We start from the raw sequence: 17,827 nt of genomic DNA, 5'->3' as shown, positions 1-17,827 counted from the left end.
TTCTTGAGTGGGGTGACATGCCATGGAACTACTTCTTGCGACGATATTCTTGGGCAAACCGATCTGGATGTGGCTTGTCTTTGTTGCTGTGGTGCTCGTACTGCTGGTACTAGACCTTGGAGTGCTGCACAAGGACCAGCATGAGATTGGCGTGAAGGAGAGTCTGCTGCTTTCCTCTTTCTACATCACCATCGCACTCGCCTTCGGTGGGTGGATCTGGTTCGAGATGGGAAAGGAGCCGGCACTGGAATACCTGACCGGGTTCGTCGTCGAGAAATCGCTGGCGATGGACAATATCTTCGTCATCGCCATGATCTTCTCCTTCTTCGCCGTGCCCCGGAAATACCAGCATCGGGTGCTCTTTTGGGGCATCCTGGGGGTCATCATCCTGCGCGCCATCATGATAGCGCTTGGAGCCACCCTCGTCTCCCAGTTTGGCTGGGTGCTTTACATCTTCGCGCTGTTTCTGCTGCTGACCGGATACAAACTGCTGGTGCTGACCGAGGGAGCGCAGGCGGTGCTCGGGTCGTTCCGCGGCGCACGTACCGCTGCCGCCTTTGCCTGGGCACTGGTTTGTACCGCCCTAGGCTTCGCCGCCTATGTCGGCATGGCGGAAAGCGGCGAAGGGGTCGCGGTCCAGGCCTCGGTCTACCTGCTCACCGCAGCGACGGCCTTGCTCGGGGGAAAGATCGCATTCCTGACGCACCAGGAAGAAACGGATCTGGCGGCCAATCCCTTGCTCAGGTGGCTGCGGCGACACCTGCGCGTGACCGATTCCATTAACGGTCAGGATTTCACCGTGCGCCTCCCCGATCCCAGGTCGGGAAAGTCGGTCACCTATTTCACGCCGTTATTCCTCACCCTGCTCATGATCGAGATTGCCGACGTGATCTTCGCCGTAGACAGCGTTCCCGCGATATTTGCCATCACCACCGATCCGTACATCGTCTACACATCCAACATCTTCGCAATTCTCGGGCTGCGTGCCCTTTACTTTGCCCTGGCGGCCATGATGGCGCGCTTTGCCTACCTTAAGTACGCACTTTCCCTGGTCCTCATCTTCATCGGCTCCAAGGTGTTCGTCTCCAATCTGATGGGGTGGGAAAAGTTCCCGGCATCGTGGTCGCTGGCGATCACGGTGGGGCTGCTTGCAGGCGGGTTTGCATACTCGATCTGGAAAACGCGCGGCACGGAGGGGCACGGCGGTTGAGGCAAGGGGGGAAAAGTTGAACTACAGCTTTGCGCGCTCGATGATCTCCTCCAGGGGGAGGCCGCGGTTGGCCCAGAGCGGGAGCTGGTCGACCGTTTCGAAGAAGGCGATCTCCTCGGCAAACGCCTCCTGCCAGGGTTCTCCACCCGGAGTGAATTTACCGCAGGGAACGAAGGTGACGTAGCCTGGGTAGGATGCATCGACGTAGTCGGGGTCGGGTTCGCCGGGCATGGGAGGGGGAGCCAGTTCTCCCTCCTCGATGGTAAGCGGGAAGAGCCAGCAGGCGGTCGGCTTGAAGGTCCACTTGTGAACGCCGAACTCGACGGCCAGCGCCTGCAGCAGGCACATGTGATCCGCGGTGGCGAAGACGCACTTGGTTTGGTTGAAGTGGAGTGGGAAATCGTCTGTTGAAAAGGCGAATGGCCGCGTTGCGGTCTTTACACCCTCGGTCCCATCCGGCCACGCGCCGTTGACGATGAAATCCTCAGGGAGGTTCGGGAAGTGCTCGGGGTATCTCTGCACCACGGCGCGGATCAGCTCAGCCTCCCCAGGCAGGAGATAAACGCCGTCATAGCAGCAAAGGGCCTGACACCCACCGGGATCGCACCCCTTGACCATCATCTGTGCACCTTTTTCCATGACCGTTTCTTCCATCGCCTCGGCTGAGGCTGTCGTTCCCATCGGGGACAGCACTGAAAAAAAGAGGGGCCGCTTTAGGCGGCCCCTCTTCGTGTTCAACTTTCGGGTATGCGTGGTGCCCGGAGCCGGGGTCGAACCGGCACGTCCTTGCGAACGAGGGATTTTAAGAGCATATACGAGCTTATCATGCATGCAATACCCCTTTATCTTCAAGCAGTTACATATCCACACTACTGCTACTATCTGCATTCATTATGCCTTACCTGCGTCAACATCTGCGTCAGCAGTAGTGGCATCATCTTCAAGGAACATAGCGGCATGAGCCAACTTCGCAGGGTTTAGGTGGGCATACTTCTCTGTTATCTGAATACTGCTGTGGCCCAACCACTCCTTGACCACGTACAGGTCCACACCTCTATTCACCATCCTGCTGGCACATGTATGCCTCAAGGCATGTAATACGAACTCGGAATCCTTGTCAAGGCCCATTTCCTTCCGTACCCACTTCCAACCATTATCCGCTTGGTACTTATCTATAGTAAAGGGTTTCTCAGGATTAGTAACCTTCCTCGCTTCGAGTATGGCTCTTACCCTCGATGTCATCGGTATGCTTCTGGGCCTATCTCCCTTATTAATCCATATAGAGATGAGGTTGCTGGTAAAGCTGATGTCGTCATACCTGAGGTCCAGTAACTCCGACAACCTCATCCCCGTATCGGCCAATACTTCGACGAGGTCAGCAATCTCAGGATAATGGGTTCTCTGCCTATGGGTCGTACCACGTAACAACTCCACGGCCCTACTCTCCTCTTCTCTGGACAGTACCCGTATCCTTCCCTTTGTCTCCTTCTTGAGCTTGATATGATCCCACGGCTGTTTATGGTGCTTGAGTACGGTCTTCAATCCTGCGAGGTTACGGTTGATTGTGGCTGGCTTGTTCCCTTTCCCTTCCATCATTACAACCAGATGCGCTACTATGTCCTCGTCTATCTTGCTGATAGGGAGATCACCTATGATCCCCATCACCAACACCATGTTACGGTAGGACTTCTCCCCATCCTTATTATTCTTCCACCGTTCATCGTAGACCTTCTTGATTGCCTCGGAGAACTTCATACGTGCCCTCTTCTCCCTGGGCGAAAGAGCAGCATCCTCCATTAGCTTCTTCTTCTCTACTGCCTCAACCAGCTTAGCCTCCTTCTTTGTGAATTTGCCTGTGCTCCTAAAGACCCTTACCCCGTTAACCGTGAAATTCATATAGAACACACCTTTATCTCCGCGCTTGTAGACTGCCATGTTGATACCTCCTTTTGATTTGGACATAAAAAAAGAGCCTTATGGCCCTTAGTTGTCCTGCTGCTATTAGTTGTGGGATTAATGAGTAATGAGAACGACTATTCGGCTTCCAAATTTTGCTTCTGACGGGACTTTAGCTAATGGGGCAGGTAAGGATATGGGTTCTTAATTCAGCGCTCAAATTAACTTGACCAAATCTCCACTTTTGTTATAGTGCGAACTAATCTTCCTCCTCCGAGGTCTAGCATGTCGAGATGCACCTATATCAGCGCCTGTCCTTTTCCGAACGACAACCTCCCTAAAATGCCTGTCACTAAGAATTTCATGGTGGAGAACTACTGCTTTTGGGACTTCGCTAGATGCAGGGTCTATAGGAAAGCTGTGCAATATAGGGCTGAAAACATGTCGAACGATGAGACTTTTGAGGACCAGTTCTTATCAGGTAAGATACTGAACTGGCTAGTATGTGGCGGGATTGGCTGGTAGGGTATTACTGAGGTTGCTTACTTGAGGTTACCAAATGGTAAAGTGCGCGTTGGTCTGTTGCGGGGAGGCTAGCGATGTGCTGAATCAGCTTGTATCCATTCTTCATCAGAGAGGTTAGCTCCGTTACCATTTTTAACATGGTCGGGTAACTCAATGCTCTGGTGTCTAGTGAGGAGTACACCATCTGGTAGACCTTATTTCCACAAGTCCCACATATCACTGTCACTGCTGAATCTGATGCTGCCTTGAATCCTGAGTGGGTCAACGTCCCATACTTAAGACCATGTATCGTATCTCCTTCCCTTAATGTCCTTCCGCAGTATTCACATTTCATATCAGACCTCCCTCGACAAATGAGTAGTAGAAATCCCCAACGATGATGTGGTCCAGAACTCGGATACCTAGCAAGTCTCCTGCTTCGCGTAATCGTCTTGTTACTTCACGGTCTTCAGTTGATGGTGATGGATCGCCGGTAGGATGGTTGTGAATGAGAATAATGGCTGCTGCCGATGAGAGAAGTGCTGTCTTGTACAACTCCCGTGGATGGACAATACTCTGGTTCAAACTGCCAGTGCTTACCATATCCACGCACACCACTCTGTTCTTACCATCAAGATGAAGGGCTATGAAGTACTCCTTGGTCTCCTGCCTCAGGAACTGGAATGTATCAAAGACTTCCGATGCAGAGGTGTATCGCCTGTAGGGTCTAAGGTAATCGGTGATGGTGTCGCTGACGGTAATGGTCTGGTACACGGCTTTAATCGTCTTGAGCTTAATGGCCCGTGGCTTGGCTACTGGTGCTTCCTCTGGTCCGAATAGCGTTTCGACTGTCATGGTGGTTCCTCCAATAGTTTTAATGTTTGATGCTAACAGCGTGAAATACTGACCTTAGATGTCCGTTTTTCACCACATGATTTTAGTCACTTATCCACCTCCTTATATTTGTTACAAGGTGATAGTTAAAACTGCATACAGCACCTCCTCACCTCCGTTATGCAAATAAACATTGACATGCAATTACAGATAGTTGGAGAAATGTGCAGAAAATGTGCAAGACGTAAAAGTGCCTATTCTTACGTTACAACCTAAGACGATATCCACAGGATTAGAGGACTTATCAACAGGGGCAGTGGAAAGGTAGATTGCCAGAGGCGCTATATCAAATAGTTAATGAGTTCCTGGGTTATATCGAGGACTGATAACCGCTCCCATTCAGAGCCCAATAGGCCCTTGATCTCCTTTAGCGAATGTAGGTAAATACTGTTAATCGGGTCTGGTTCAGGTACCATAAAGGCGTTTAGAGCCATAGTTCCCATAGCCTCATTTATCGTAAGGGCATATAGGGCAATACTCTCGGCAAACAGATGGATGGTATCGTTGGTCCCTCCCGGAAGGTGGTAATGGTTGCCCTTATATCCGATGATAAGGCTGTCAATGTGGATGCTGGTGCTGTCGTTGGTGGTAAACAGCTTGAGTTCTGGAATGATCGGTGTCATGTGGTCTTCCTCCTTTGAAATAGAAAAAGCCAATAGCTTGAACGCCTAGCTCTTCTTACATACGAGTTTGAATTTTTACTAAACCTGTAATTACAGTGGGTTAGTTCGAATCGGGATGAGTTATAGAGGAGAGGATGGAGGGATTACATCAGGTAGGGCATCATAGTCTACATAGGGGAAAGGACCGCCGAAGGTCCATGTTTACTTAGTCATCTTGGTCTTCTTCCTCACCTCCTTTCCTGTTCAATATATAATCGCTAGCCTTCTGGGCCTGGGCTGCTGCATGTACCAGCAACGTCTTATCGTTCTTAAGAGCTTTAAGCCATCCCTGTATGTATGCGGCTGAGTTCTCCAAGGTGTTCTGCTCGATGCCGGCAACACCACACAAGAAGGCTGCTCCCATCTCGGCTACCAGTTCTTCCTTGCTGTACTCATGGCTACAAAAGAATGACGGTTCCAATATGCCTTTACGTCCGACCCGTGATGCATGGCCCGTCGCATGGGTCAATTCGTGGAACAAGGTGGAGTAATACTCTTCTGGTGACTCGAAGGACTCTGCTACAGGCATTTTGACGTAATCGAGGACAGGTGAGTATGAGGGTTGATTACCTCCATAGTGGATTTGAGGCTTCAGAGGCATACAGGAGAGCATCTGTTCGGCCCTGTCTATGGGTGTGAAGGAATTGTTAATGGCCTCTGGTGGTGGAGTTGATGTGATCCCTTCCACTTGCTCTACATTGAAGACGCTGTAATACCTGAGCATGGGCACCTTGCCGGTCTTGGTATCAGCATCCTTATTGTCGATCCACTTCCAGAAGATGACAGGTGTGCTCTTCTCCCCTTTCCTTACATGTCCACCTCGATCCTGGACCTGCTTAAAGGTCAACCAGTAGGGTGAAGCATAGGGCATACAGCCAAGCATAAAGACATTGATACCTCTATACTCCTTACCGCTTATAAGGTTCTTGGGCATGTTGCTCTCCGCATTCCAAGTCTTCCTCCATGGTACCGTACCTTGCTCTAACAACACCATCATCTTGCTGTTGATCACGTCATAAGTCTTACACATAATGCTTCTCCTTCTACCGGCTTACCATTAGTGTCTGACTTCTTCGATTGGTCTGATCTGGTAGCCTTAAACGCAAAAAGAGCCACATCTTGTTAAGACATGGCTCCTTTTGCCCCCCGGGGTTCGGAATGGTGACTTTTCTGTTACTACAAATTTACTCTGCCTATCGACCTGACAATGTAATCAGCACAGGTATAAGTAACATTCTGTTATGCAGTTGATTACGTCACATGGCAAGAACGCCAACCTCCCACCGATGCCGTTATTTCAAAAATTTATATAGTTAGGCAGTGAACCATATCCGAAAACCAAGGCAAGAAATTCGGTCATATCGCGTTTTATATCATTGGTGACTTTTCCATTGACTGTACAGCCTGATACGAAAACAGAATATCCATTTTGTATCTTGATATAGTTGCCAATGGAGTCAACTTTGAACTCCTCCCGAAGAGGCTTGTTCAAGACACTTTCACTACCTTTAAATGGGTCAATGGCTTGTACATTAGAAAAACCTTCAATGTGTATCGAAGCTGATGCTCCGTTATTTTCGGCTTTGAGACAGAATGTACTGAAGTTGGATTTAATACCTTTATGTTCAACATTAACCTTAAAAGTGTCACCATTCTTTTCCAGTACAGTTACTCTATAACGTAGCTGTGGAAATTTATTACTTTCAGTGTCTATAGACACATCAATCTTCTCCAAATCAAACAGTACGTCGGCAAGCATTGCCTCATAAATATTCTGTACGTTTACCTGAATCATCCCCGCCTCCTCGTAGTATGTAATTTCAGATTTTGATTAAACTTACTTACCACCACTTTCCCAATATATCGACCGTCCTATTACGTACAGTACAGCAGAAAATGGTATTCCTACATGCGGCATAGTGATAGACAGGCCAAAACCGATGAAACACAAGACTATCCCGAAGCAACCAACAGTTTCACTGAATGAAGCCTGACTGGTAGAACTCTTGCGAGGGGCAGGTCTGGGTTCTTGAACTGTACAGCAAGGCTTGTTGCTTAAAGCAGGAGAACCATTTGAATTGTATGGCGGAGTATAGCTATCGCCTGATTTCCATACAGCCAATGCATTACAGTTAGGGCAGCTCTTCAACGAAAGATTAAACATGGTGCCGCATTGCCTGCAAACATTTGATGTCATGCCTCTCTCTCCTACGGCAGTCATAGTCATGAAGAAGCGCAATCATACAACCCTACTTAGAGTTTTTCAACTTTAATCTAATTCTAATTGGTAGATCACCACAACCCATAGTTGTATCGTCCCCGCCAGGGGAAATCGCCATGGGTAAGATTTTGAGTAGTAAGGAAATAGGTGAAAAGATAAGGGTACTGCGAAAGCATGCAGGTATGAGCCAGGAGAGACTGGCGGAGATGGTAGGCGTTTCTTTTCAGCAGATTCAGAAGTATGAGAATGGTAGTACCATGCTCAATACCGATAAGCTTCAACGGGTAGCCAGTGCCCTTAAGGTATCTGCCTCTGCCTTCTTCGAGGAGTATACCTTCGAGAGACCACCGCTATCTGATAGGGAAAAGAAACTAATAAAGGGTTTTAGGAGCCTTGAGGATGAGGATATACAGGAGGGATTAGTTAAGCTGGTGGTGAGGGCGGGAGAGAAGTAGGACCATTCCACCTGACTCATGGCGTTATGCTTATAAGATCGGGAAATTGAGAGAATGCATTTGGCGCTGGTGGACAATATGACTAGGAGAGCTAGGTAAACCACAAAATGAGGCAATGCAAACAATATTTTAACTATTGAAGATGGTAAGCCACCTCTTTCTCCGCAAGGCATCAGGGCGACGACTCAAGAAGAAATAAAAGAAATCTTCAAAGTGTGGCATCACCGCTAATGCTATTTTATTTTCGATTTCATACTTGGAAGCCCGTACACTTATTTCATGCAGCAAATGATACAATGGGCTAAACAATTCAATTACCTCCCATATGGCTATAGGAGCCGACTTACTGACTACCAATTGGGCATGCAATACATCAAAAGTGGTCATAGGGTGACCAAAAGAATTCAAATACCACGTATACCTATTACCAGTTACCGTATTATCTAAACTATATAGCAGTTTAAGGCCTGTTTGCTCTCTCTTTGCGGCTGAAACATTCTCCTCGTAAAGCCTATACAAAATAGATACCCACTCATCAATGGGGCTTTGTTCTGTTGTCGCATTGCAAAGCACATCGAGGTTATAATATCTTGATTTGTTCCCAAACTTTGCCAGGAAATTTAAAATATCTATCTTAGGTGAATCTTTTGAGGGTTTGTCATAACCGTTATTTAAATACTTATTAGCAATAGAAAGCGTATCGTTGAACAAAGTAGCTAGGTCATGCCTATAGGTCTCTTTCAACACCTTTTGACTCGGAGGTAAATAATTACTACGTAGCATATAATCAGAAACTATCACCAGCTTCATCAATCTTTCGAACCCAATTGTCATATGAAAAAAAGCGGAATAAAAATATCCATCTTTATCTTGGTACTGATTTGCCGCCAACAGTAAATCAAACGACGAGAGAATAGCATTTTTTGCGAGATGACATTCCTGTACCAACAAATTAAAGGTTTTGCTCTTTCTGAGATCCATCAGTTCTCCAGCCTTTACCCTTTGGCCTAGAATCACCAACTATGAACCATTGCAATTTCGCTAAAGACTGAATTAGTTACTGGCGAGCTTACATCTCATTGCCTCGAGGTAAATCTCTTCAAAATGAGATTGATGGGATCCTCCCAAATCAGTGTGTTCTTTAATGATATTAGGAACGTCCCCATCAGTTAAGACACCTATAAACAACAACCACCCTAACAACTGTGGAATGGTCTGGACTCTTATAGGATCTGGCAATTCCTCCTGAGCTAATCTGAACGCTTTCCTATCATCGGTAGTAAGGCCCAGGTTAAGCTTTTTTGCAATTGCAATAGCAGATAACTCCCCTCGGCCTAACCTTCTTCGCTCTTCGAGCCTGGAGACTTCTTGCAAATCCTCTATTGCCATATTTACAGTTGCGAATTTATTTAGTTTCTTTTCTCTTGCCAGGCGCGCCCGAAGCTCGTTACGTTCTGTCCCCTTTCTTGGCTTATACAGACATTCATATTCGACAAAACCAGACATCACAAACTCGCATCCATTTTCGCAAGTCACAGTGTATAGTCTACTGCAAGAAATAAGATGCCATACAGCGCAGGTATCAATTGAGCTAAATCTATAAAATGTATTCACTATATTAGATATTAACGCCATGCTTACAACCTAAATTTATACAGTTCAGCGATATCTGCAAGCTCAGACTGATCAACTAACAGCATATCGGCTAAACATCCAATGGATATTAAATTGTGATAGTAACAATCTATTGAAAGCTTGACATAGGTAGAGGACAATCCCAGCTCAAGCATGCGCAGCTTTCGCTCTCTAGCAGGTGACTCTAGCCCTTCTAGCTCAGGGTCTAATTTGAGCTCGGCAGGGATACGAACCGATTTGATAAATTCGGTAGTCCGCTCATCAATAAGCCCATTATTCTCTAACGCAATAGCCAAAGCAGAGGCGCTTACACGGAGGCGACTAGCAAAGTCCACCACCTTTTCTGACGACCACCTAGCAGGATCAGGTATCCTTTCCACCATAACCGAAGGACAAAGAAAGGTTGCAGCGAAATTGTCTGCTCTTATTTCTCTCAGCTTATCAGTTGACCACTTGCTAGCATTACCAGAGATAACATATTCTAAATCACTATCGAAGACAGCATGTCCAAGCTCATGCATGACCGTGAAACGTTGCCTGAATACGTCGTCTTCATAGTTTACAAGAATACAAAGTCCGATCTCTGGGTGATTTAGAAATATTCCGGAAACATTCGAGTTGGAAAGCTTTCTTCGGAATATATGAACACCCAAGTCTCGGACAAGACTGTACACATCTGGGACAATGGCAAGGTCATTAAGCGCCATGGATTTCCTAAAATGCATAGCAGCATGCTGACCTTGTCGTTTATAAAACTTATCATGTGCAATATGCGAAGGTAAGGCGGGCATACCTCCAGAGCCTAGGCTCAGGAGGCTCGAAAGCATATGCTCGTTCTCGCAAAGCATTAAGAACTGGCTTATGGAAAGCTTATCTTCCGGGGACACAGAATTACCAAGCATCCTAAAGAGCTGGTCCGCCTTATCGATAGAAGCAAACTTCTCATTTGATATAAAATATTTGTAATCGCAACTATAAAGATCAGATATGATCAATACCTCATCCCCATTTGGCTCTAGCTCCGCAGACTCAAAACCAGCTACGCGCTGCAACGGGATTCCGGTACGAGATGACACATCATTTACAGAAAGGTCATGACTTTCTCTCATATGAATCAGCTTAGTCGACAACAACTTGAGATCAATAGCCATGTATAGTTCCTTAGTTGAACCATTGGACGTAGGCGGAAATGTAGTCTAGCTGGCGTACATATACCGTGAACACACAGCGTGAAAGCACTCCATCCTGGATAGCTAAACGCCACAGCAGAGCATCTCAGGTACAATTGACTTTTAACACCCTGTACTGGAAGAGCGGATAGAGGATCTTTGACTTTTAGAAATTATGAATTGTAACGCAAAAAATGTTGCATACTCTAACTACCTGATTGGGAATCTTACTCATTTATCAAGTTTTCGATATACCGTTCAAGATACAAATTCCACTGCCAGTGTTGCATTCTTGATAACTTTGTGTGGCTGTTAACACCAAAGTATCTCTCCAATGACTCTTTTACTGTTGGGTGAGAGATATCAAGTCCGATTTGCAACAAAAGTTGTTTTTCCCTTGCGTACAAATGCCCCTTAGAAGGGACCAGAGTACCCGTCTCAATTGCTCCTGTTATCCTTCCTGCAATAGTGTTTTTGAACTTTGAATCTAGGTATTCGATAATTACATTTGCCGTAGACTCAGGCCAATCCCAGATCACAGTCCACTTGTTATTCTTAATTTCAAAATCGGTCTTGAACTTATTATACATAACTGTGTATGCATTTTTGGCATGACGTTTTTCTCTTTCCTCTCCGAGCTTATTAAAGCGTTCAACTATAGCTTGCTTCAGTAAAGGATTAGCACCAATTGTTCCAATGACAGGAAGGCGTTCAACTTTAACGTTGCAAGCGCCTTTAATATTGAAATCACCAGCTACAATGCCGACCTGTACGTTGTTGTTACCTTTAGATGTTTGCTTTACATTCGACTTTGGTGAGGTCTCCGGGTGTAAAATGGTTTGCGCTTTAAAACCAGCACTAACTCTCTCCGCAGGGAAAGGAATAACTTTACCTAATTTCGGTTTAGCTATCGAAGGCTGCTGCGTTAGTCTTCTGTATAACTTATTATATCGGTCATCACTCAACACGTCATAGTGAGTGTATTTCCTTAGCACCTTTGGGATGAATCTAATATTGGAATCCCCCAAAATCACTGGAATAAACTTATTGTTCCGCCCCGCTTGTTCGTAAATTTCCTCTGAAATGATCGCACCCTCCCACTTGACACCTCTTCCAGAGCAAGACTCGTTATTATTCCACTTTTCATGGTATCCCTCAGAGCATATAATTAGAACATATCTTGAAGACTCCAATTCATCTTCCATCCATTTGATCCAGCCCAACTCAGGAGATTCGACATACTGATCGAGGTTACAATCTATACCCTGCTTCCTCAGCTGATTAGCAAACGATAAAACAAGCCTTTTATGATCTTCTGTATCATGAGAATAACTAATAAAGGTCTTGATAGTATCAGTCTCCACATCCCCTCCCGGCAAGGCGTTAATAGGCTAATGGCATATCTAGGTTGATTCCCTTTTTATAAAAGACTTTTCAGCAACAACCTCGATTGCTCTACAGCCGCTATGTAATCATCTCCAAAATCATAATCATTGCTTTTCGCTGGAGTCTCTCTAGAATATCCTGTACCGCAATAGAACCTGCTCTCGGAATGAAGGTATTCTGAAATTAGTAGATAATCAGTGTCAGGGTAGAATTCGTCTTCTGCCTCAGGAGCTAGCCCCCAATAAGATCTGCGCTTCGGTGCCCCTTCTAACAGTAAGCATCGGTCACCACTAATATTACAAATTCTTTGACATTTTTCACAGTCTGCCTCTGATAATTTACTCTCACCCACTTCAGCCCACATTCCTACCTGTGGCAACCAGAAATCTGGTGCGAATGCTACATCATCGAGCTGAAATTTTTTCTTTTTGTATTCATATTTGATTCCCATTGAATCAAAGAAAATAGCCCACTGTGCTACGGTTAAAGTGCGAAACGGATGAAAACTATTACGAATAGGCTGGTATGAATTGACCAGATTGGACACAGGGAGCTTCATATCAAAATATACGTCTTCGAAATAGTCTACTGTGTATTTGCCTTCTTCATCTGCATTCCACCAAGTACTAAGGGTATCTTTCCACAATAAGCATTTTGGAATTGTTTTACGTACATTGTATGGAATGAACTCCTGGCGCAAATCGGAATCGAAGTCACTAAAAAGATTTATCTTTCTGCCGTATACCGGAGTTTTTACAATCTTGTATGGTTTAAAATAACCTCCAGCGGTTCTCATTTCACCATCTTCATACCACTCTCTGTATTCCATATCTCGTCCAGCAATCCCTAGATGAACCGTATCTACTTCGGCACCACTTCCTATTGTCCAGTAATATATCCGCCCGTAATACATGCTATGAAAATATCGTTCAAACAGTCTGGGCCTAAAGGGCAGTTTCCCTAAAGCCTCTGTTAGAGGAATAACCCAGACAGTATTAATGTTTAACTTTGTATATGTTTCCATCTTTTTGACAATCTTGGATAGAGAGAGGACACTTGCTTGCACTTCGATTGCTACAGGTTTCCCCTTGATTCGTCCGCTGATGTCTGGCCGCACTTCCAGTGTTCCTAGTTTTTTACTAGGACTAATAGTCCGCTCTGTTTCCCATTTACCTTCAGGAGCAAGAGATACTAAGGCACTACATATTTCTTCTTTACACTTATTGTGAAGGTCACTTTCACCGCTTTCAAAAACAGGACTCAAACGTGCTTTATGTGCAAAATGGTCCTTTTTTTCAATACACTTCCTTACTACTGCGTCAGAAAAGCAGGAGGTGCAATAGAATGGCCCATCGGCAGCGGAGCACTCTTCAGCTGAGAACATTTCATTGGTATGTAAATTCCTAGCAAAACCGCCAACCAAGCCATAGCAACCGACATCTTCGGCGTCCTTGTTGCTGCTATACCTTGTCATATCATCACACCTCTAATTATCCCACTTCCCCATCTGCTGTTCTGTCGTGCTGATTTCTCCTGTCTACATAACTGGTGGGGCTGGTTATATCATGGATCGCTTTCCTAGGAAAGGGTTGGTTAGATAACGCTCAATTTCAGCACCTGGCCTTTACTCCCCATCAACTTAATATTGAAAATCAAGAGAGACTGTGTATATTGCGTACCTGCAATTTCAAACCTAACGGAGGATGCTTCATGACTACCGAGGCCAAAGAAACAAGCAAGGCTTATCGAAAAGGCAAGATTCACGACATCAGCATCGACCTTCTTCACAGAGATGTTGACCAGCCTCGGAAGCACTTCGATGAAGGGGAGTTGGATGCTCTCAAGAAGTCCATCAAGGATAAGGGGCTGCTTTACCCTGTCCTGTTCCGAGTCGACGAGAACGGGAACAACATCCTGGTATCTGGAGAGAGAAGACTGAGGGCCTTTAGGTCTTTGGGTAGAGAGAGCATACCGGCCATGAGGATCGACAGTGATCGTTACGACGAGGTTGCACTAATTGATAATATTCAGAGGGTAGACCTTCACCCTGTAGATGAGGCTGAAGCTCTCCACAACCTCCAGACCAAGTACACCCATACCCAAGAACAGCTTGGGAACCTAATCGGCAAGGCCCAGAACACTGTAGCTGACATACTAGGGTTGATGAAGCTGGCAGAGGAGATCAGAGAGGATGCTAGAGGTAGGAAGGAGCTAAGTAGAGGGGAATTACTCAAGATTGCCAGGATCAAGAGACCGACATCTCAGAAGAAGGCTTATGATGCTCTTATTGCCTCCCTTGGTATGCCCAAGAAGGAGATCAAGAGACCTAGGCTTAGTGAGACGAAGAAGGCTATCACCTCTACAGATTCCGCCCTTAAGTGCATCAGGAGCATAGACCTTAATATCCTTGGTGATGATAGGAATGCGGTGGTAGGGAAACTACAAGAGTTGTTGCAGGTAATCCAGAATAAACTACAAAATATAGAGAGTTAGGCTATATCGGCGCACCGATACTCGCTCAATACTCTTAGGTATGATGGATGGAGGTGTAATGGCGACCAGACCTGAGGACTTTGCTCGAACTGACAACCGGAAGCTAAAATCCCTCTTACAAGACGAGGGAATTTTTACTGAATCAGACCTTAGGGCGTACATCGAGTGTCACTACGGCAAGAGTTCCAAAATACCCTTCAAGATTTACAGAAAGGAGGACATAGGGCTAGATCGAGAAGAAAGGATTTACGATGCAAAGGTTGATTACATCCGGACCATATTTGACATTCCTAAGATTCGCCTTCGAGACACCTATGATATTTCCTTTGACGACTGCGTATTCGTAGGTGAACTTTCTATTGCATATAATAGTGAGAAGGTACGTAATATATACATTGACAGTTGCGTCTTTAAAGGCAACCTCATAATCAATGTTGACGAACCAAAGTCAATCATTATTGAATCAGTCAACTGCCCCAATCTTCGTATTTCAGGATCGACTGCCAATGATTTGCACATGAGCAATTGCAATCTCGGCTTATTTACTGTCGAAAATTCAAAAATTGCGAACCTGGAAACCTACTTCAATTGCATAAAATACTTGCAAATATCTGGTAACACTTTTAAGGAAGTTGTGTTCTCAAGCTCTCAGCTGGTATTACCCAAATTACCTTCATTCCTGCATGATCGATTAAAGACCAAGATAGTAAACGACTTCAACTTCTTGAAGTTCAATGCCTCGCTTGACTTTGACAAGCTGTCTGCCCAAAGCCATAGAGTAGCAAGAAACGAAACATATAAGTTCATTCTTGAACATTCTGATGTAAAACTTGATCGGGATACTTATGCTCACATACGTTATCTAGAAAGTATTTCATCAGAGCAGTCACTATTGTCTTCTTTTCTTTACAGAGTAAGCGGTGCATTGCTTAAACCCAGCCGTATAGTCCTAATAATGGCCTTTGTCATATCGGCCTTTACATGGATATATTCTTTGCCGTGCTTGCAATTTATGGCACCAGGTGTAGTTGGCTCAATTAGAAGAGGTTTGACATTACCAGAGTCAGCTTATTACTCAGGTGTTACTTTTACAACAATAGGTTATGGTGACATTGTCCCCCTTGGCCTAGCCCGATGGCTGGCTATATCAGAAGGATTCTTTGGGGTATTGCTTGTTAGTGCATTCTTAGTAAGCCTCACCCGCAAATATGTTGAATGATGTCATAGCCGCTATAGCTTATGTTTCCTCGCTAGTAAACAGGATCAGCGATCGACGCATGGTCTAAGGCTATGACTGTTAGCCCTTATATAACTCCCTTCTCTGTCCGGATTTCACGCTCCCGGGAACATGCTAGGTTCCACTGAAAGTCATCCCCCCATCGTCGCCCATCTGCCGCCTCCGCCATGCCACCCCGAAAATTCGGAATCCATATGATTTCGGCGAGTTAACGCGAGTAGTTTCCAGTAATGTAAGCCGATCCTTTATATATCCCATTCCTATTAGTCATAGCTCTAGTTCCCTCCTCTATTTATCTCTATATTGCTCTACTCTATTAATAGATCTCTATATCCATCCGTCTCAATTAGTGTAACCGTTACATCTCTTAGATATACGTACTCTTCTGCTAGAAATGACCGTACTCTCCTATAATGATTGCATTTTTGAGTACATTCGCCTTCCCTTGCATCAGCCTTAATATTGATAATGGTATTCTTGCCGTAGCTATACTGCTTATACTGGTACTTAGTCAGATCTAGGTTCCATATTAAATTATGTAGAGACATATAATTGTACTGAGGCATTTGATATTTGGTTACCTCAAGTTGGCTGTTAAAGAATGGCCTGGCGTTCGGCTGGATACTCTTATAGCTAATATCTATACCAAAATTGTCTTTGATGAAGTCACTATAGAACTGCCACATTTTATCTTTAATAAAGTCTTTATATTGCACAGGGCATATGACTGAATCATGAATGGTTAAGACCGGTATATTATGGCTAACAGCCCACTCTATCAATCTTTCTATTACGCAAGAATCATAATACTGAAGGGTGATACCATATCCTTCTGCTATATAACTGGCTATAAGAGGGTGTTTCTCCTTGAGTTGATCTAGTTTGGCCTTTATGGGTTCATGACTTGTTATGCTTTTTTTACTCAGCAATTTGGTTCTTCTCAGCTGGTCGAATATAGATTGAGCCGTGGCGGTGTCACTCTCAGCATTCAGTGCTGTGAGTAATATCAACTTGTTTAACTCCCTATCTGGATCACTCTCGACTAAACTATATGCGTCCTCTCCCAGTGCAGCATAGTTAACCCCTTTCAATGCATACAGCAGCTGAATGTGAATCCCTGAGTAGTCAAGCTCTATGGTCTTCATACCATTTATTGTTATGTACTTCCTGAGTGTACTAGGGCATCCGATCCAGAAAGAACCATAGTACCGGCCACCCTGATCAAACCTGTTATTGTTGAATATCCTATAAACCCGCTTACTGCCTAGCCTGATCTTTTCATACTTCATCCTCTTACGTCCATCGAGGTCTTTAGCGAATGCCTCTTTGTCAGTCTGGAACATACATTCCACATCAATGTCTACATGAAACCGGTTAAGAAACCTGTTGTAGTCTTGCACCTTCCGCCTCATTATCCTAGTAGCTGGGGTATCAGGGTATTGGACCACATTCTTGATCTTTTTCTTTTTCCCATTGATTTTCTTCTCTATCTGCACATCTTTGAGGATTATAACTTCTTCCTCTGCATAACGGCCTATCATCAACGGTGACACTCCATACTCACCCCATAATGCCACCAACTTGTCAGTTGCTCTCATCCGGGACAAGTAACCATAGTACGTGTTTTTCGCCTCGTCATAGAAGCGGCCACCCTCCTTGTTCTCGATGTACCCCTCGCTCAAAAGATAATTGACACTACCGACGAAGCATTTCGCTGTTACATGAGGGTTCTTGATATATCGGTTATCCTGGCCGGACTTGAGTTTAAAATTGTAATGATCGTAGCGCCTGTGGTAAGCGATGAACTGTTCGGGATCAGACAGCCATGAGTCGTACAGGTTTATAATGACCACCTTCATGTTCATAGTGTAGCTGGCCGCCTCCCTCTTTTTCATGCCAGACACGAGGACCCTCACCATCAGATTGACTTCCTTATGGTCGCTCCATCGGCTGTACTCTATGTACCTGGAGTTCTTGTAATCCGCTGGCGTGGAAACGATACCATCACCAGCAACATCTTCGGCATCGAGATCCACAACATCATCAAAGTCTTCCACTATCCTCT

15 protein-coding genes and 1 pseudogene are annotated in these 17,827 nt (G+C 45.2%); 4 read left to right on the top strand and 12 right to left on the bottom strand.

Features of this window, described 5'->3' with window-relative positions:
* Window positions 1-22: 22 nt before the first annotated feature.
* On the top strand, window positions 23-1,210 hold the full coding sequence (locus tag E4633_RS12640; protein ID WP_135870629.1) for a TerC family protein: 1,188 nt from the start codon (window positions 23-25) through the stop codon (window positions 1,208-1,210).
* A 21-nt stretch (window positions 1,211-1,231) separates the two neighbouring features.
* Here E4633_RS12640 and E4633_RS12635 read toward each other — a convergent pair whose 3' ends face one another.
* The 6 genes and pseudogenes from E4633_RS12635 to E4633_RS12605 form a co-directional block, all read right to left on the bottom strand.
* Window positions 1,232-1,849, bottom strand: coding sequence for a hypothetical protein (locus tag E4633_RS12635; protein WP_162604995.1), 618 nt, complete (start codon window positions 1,847-1,849; stop codon window positions 1,232-1,234).
* 252 nt (window positions 1,850-2,101) lie between these two features.
* Complete coding sequence (locus tag E4633_RS12630) at window positions 2,102-3,145, bottom strand: tyrosine-type recombinase/integrase (RefSeq protein ID WP_135870627.1); 1,044 nt, start codon at window positions 3,143-3,145, stop codon at window positions 2,102-2,104.
* 816 nt (window positions 3,146-3,961) lie between these two features.
* Window positions 3,962-4,327: pseudogene (locus E4633_RS12620) on the bottom strand (JAB domain-containing protein); the annotation flags it as partial.
* A gap of 458 nt (window positions 4,328-4,785) precedes the next feature.
* Window positions 4,786-5,127, bottom strand: a complete 342-nt coding sequence (locus E4633_RS12615; protein WP_135870624.1) for a hypothetical protein — start codon at window positions 5,125-5,127, stop codon at window positions 4,786-4,788.
* 205 nt (window positions 5,128-5,332) lie between these two features.
* The gene (locus E4633_RS12610; protein WP_135870623.1) at window positions 5,333-6,196 is read right to left on the bottom strand and encodes an ArdC family protein; all 864 of its coding nucleotides are present in this window, start codon (window positions 6,194-6,196) and stop codon (window positions 5,333-5,335) included.
* Between the two features lie 267 nt (window positions 6,197-6,463).
* The gene (locus tag E4633_RS12605; protein ID WP_135870622.1) at window positions 6,464-6,961 is read right to left on the bottom strand and encodes a hypothetical protein; all 498 of its coding nucleotides are present in this window, start codon (window positions 6,959-6,961) and stop codon (window positions 6,464-6,466) included.
* A 542-nt stretch (window positions 6,962-7,503) separates the two neighbouring features.
* Here E4633_RS12605 and E4633_RS12600 point away from each other — a divergent pair.
* Complete coding sequence (locus E4633_RS12600; RefSeq protein ID WP_135870621.1) at window positions 7,504-7,842, top strand: helix-turn-helix domain-containing protein; 339 nt, start codon at window positions 7,504-7,506, stop codon at window positions 7,840-7,842.
* Window positions 7,843-7,971: 129 nt separating this feature from the next.
* Here the strand turns inward: E4633_RS12600 and E4633_RS12595 are convergent, their stop codons facing one another.
* The 5 genes from E4633_RS12595 to E4633_RS12575 form a co-directional block, all read right to left on the bottom strand.
* The gene (locus tag E4633_RS12595; protein WP_135870620.1) at window positions 7,972-8,823 is read right to left on the bottom strand and encodes a hypothetical protein; all 852 of its coding nucleotides are present in this window, start codon (window positions 8,821-8,823) and stop codon (window positions 7,972-7,974) included.
* Between the two features lie 72 nt (window positions 8,824-8,895).
* Entirely contained in the window at window positions 8,896-9,348 is a 453-nt protein-coding gene (locus E4633_RS12590) for a hypothetical protein (RefSeq protein ID WP_162604994.1), read from the bottom strand.
* A gap of 131 nt (window positions 9,349-9,479) precedes the next feature.
* On the bottom strand, window positions 9,480-10,628 hold the full coding sequence (locus E4633_RS12585) for an XRE family transcriptional regulator (protein WP_135870618.1): 1,149 nt from the start codon (window positions 10,626-10,628) through the stop codon (window positions 9,480-9,482).
* A gap of 245 nt (window positions 10,629-10,873) precedes the next feature.
* Window positions 10,874-12,010 (bottom strand): SEFIR domain-containing protein, encoded by a 1,137-nt coding sequence (locus E4633_RS12580; protein ID WP_162604993.1) that lies wholly within the window; start codon window positions 12,008-12,010, stop codon window positions 10,874-10,876.
* 56 nt (window positions 12,011-12,066) lie between these two features.
* A complete protein-coding gene (locus tag E4633_RS12575; protein WP_135870616.1) occupies window positions 12,067-13,506 on the bottom strand; it encodes a competence protein CoiA family protein in 1,440 nt (479 codons plus the stop codon).
* 236 nt (window positions 13,507-13,742) lie between these two features.
* Between E4633_RS12575 and E4633_RS12570 the strand changes: the two genes are divergently transcribed.
* Window positions 13,743-14,525, top strand: coding sequence for a ParB/RepB/Spo0J family partition protein (locus E4633_RS12570; protein WP_135870615.1), 783 nt, complete (start codon window positions 13,743-13,745; stop codon window positions 14,523-14,525).
* A 58-nt stretch (window positions 14,526-14,583) separates the two neighbouring features.
* Window positions 14,584-15,744, top strand: a complete 1,161-nt coding sequence (locus tag E4633_RS20600; protein ID WP_198419435.1) for a potassium channel family protein — start codon at window positions 14,584-14,586, stop codon at window positions 15,742-15,744.
* Between the two features lie 326 nt (window positions 15,745-16,070).
* Here the strand turns inward: E4633_RS20600 and E4633_RS12560 are convergent, their stop codons facing one another.
* Window positions 16,071-17,819: a hypothetical protein gene (locus E4633_RS12560; RefSeq protein ID WP_135870614.1), complete on the bottom strand. Its 1,749-nt coding sequence runs from the start codon at window positions 17,817-17,819 to the stop codon at window positions 16,071-16,073.
* Window positions 17,820-17,827: the final 8 nt, after the last annotated feature.

The sequence above is a fragment of the Geomonas terrae genome, assembly GCF_004791675.1.
Taxonomy (GTDB): domain Bacteria; phylum Desulfobacterota; class Desulfuromonadia; order Geobacterales; family Geobacteraceae; genus Geomonas; species Geomonas edaphica.
The sequence above is the reverse complement of the archived record's forward strand: the minus strand, read 5'-3'. Positions and strand labels throughout refer to the sequence as shown.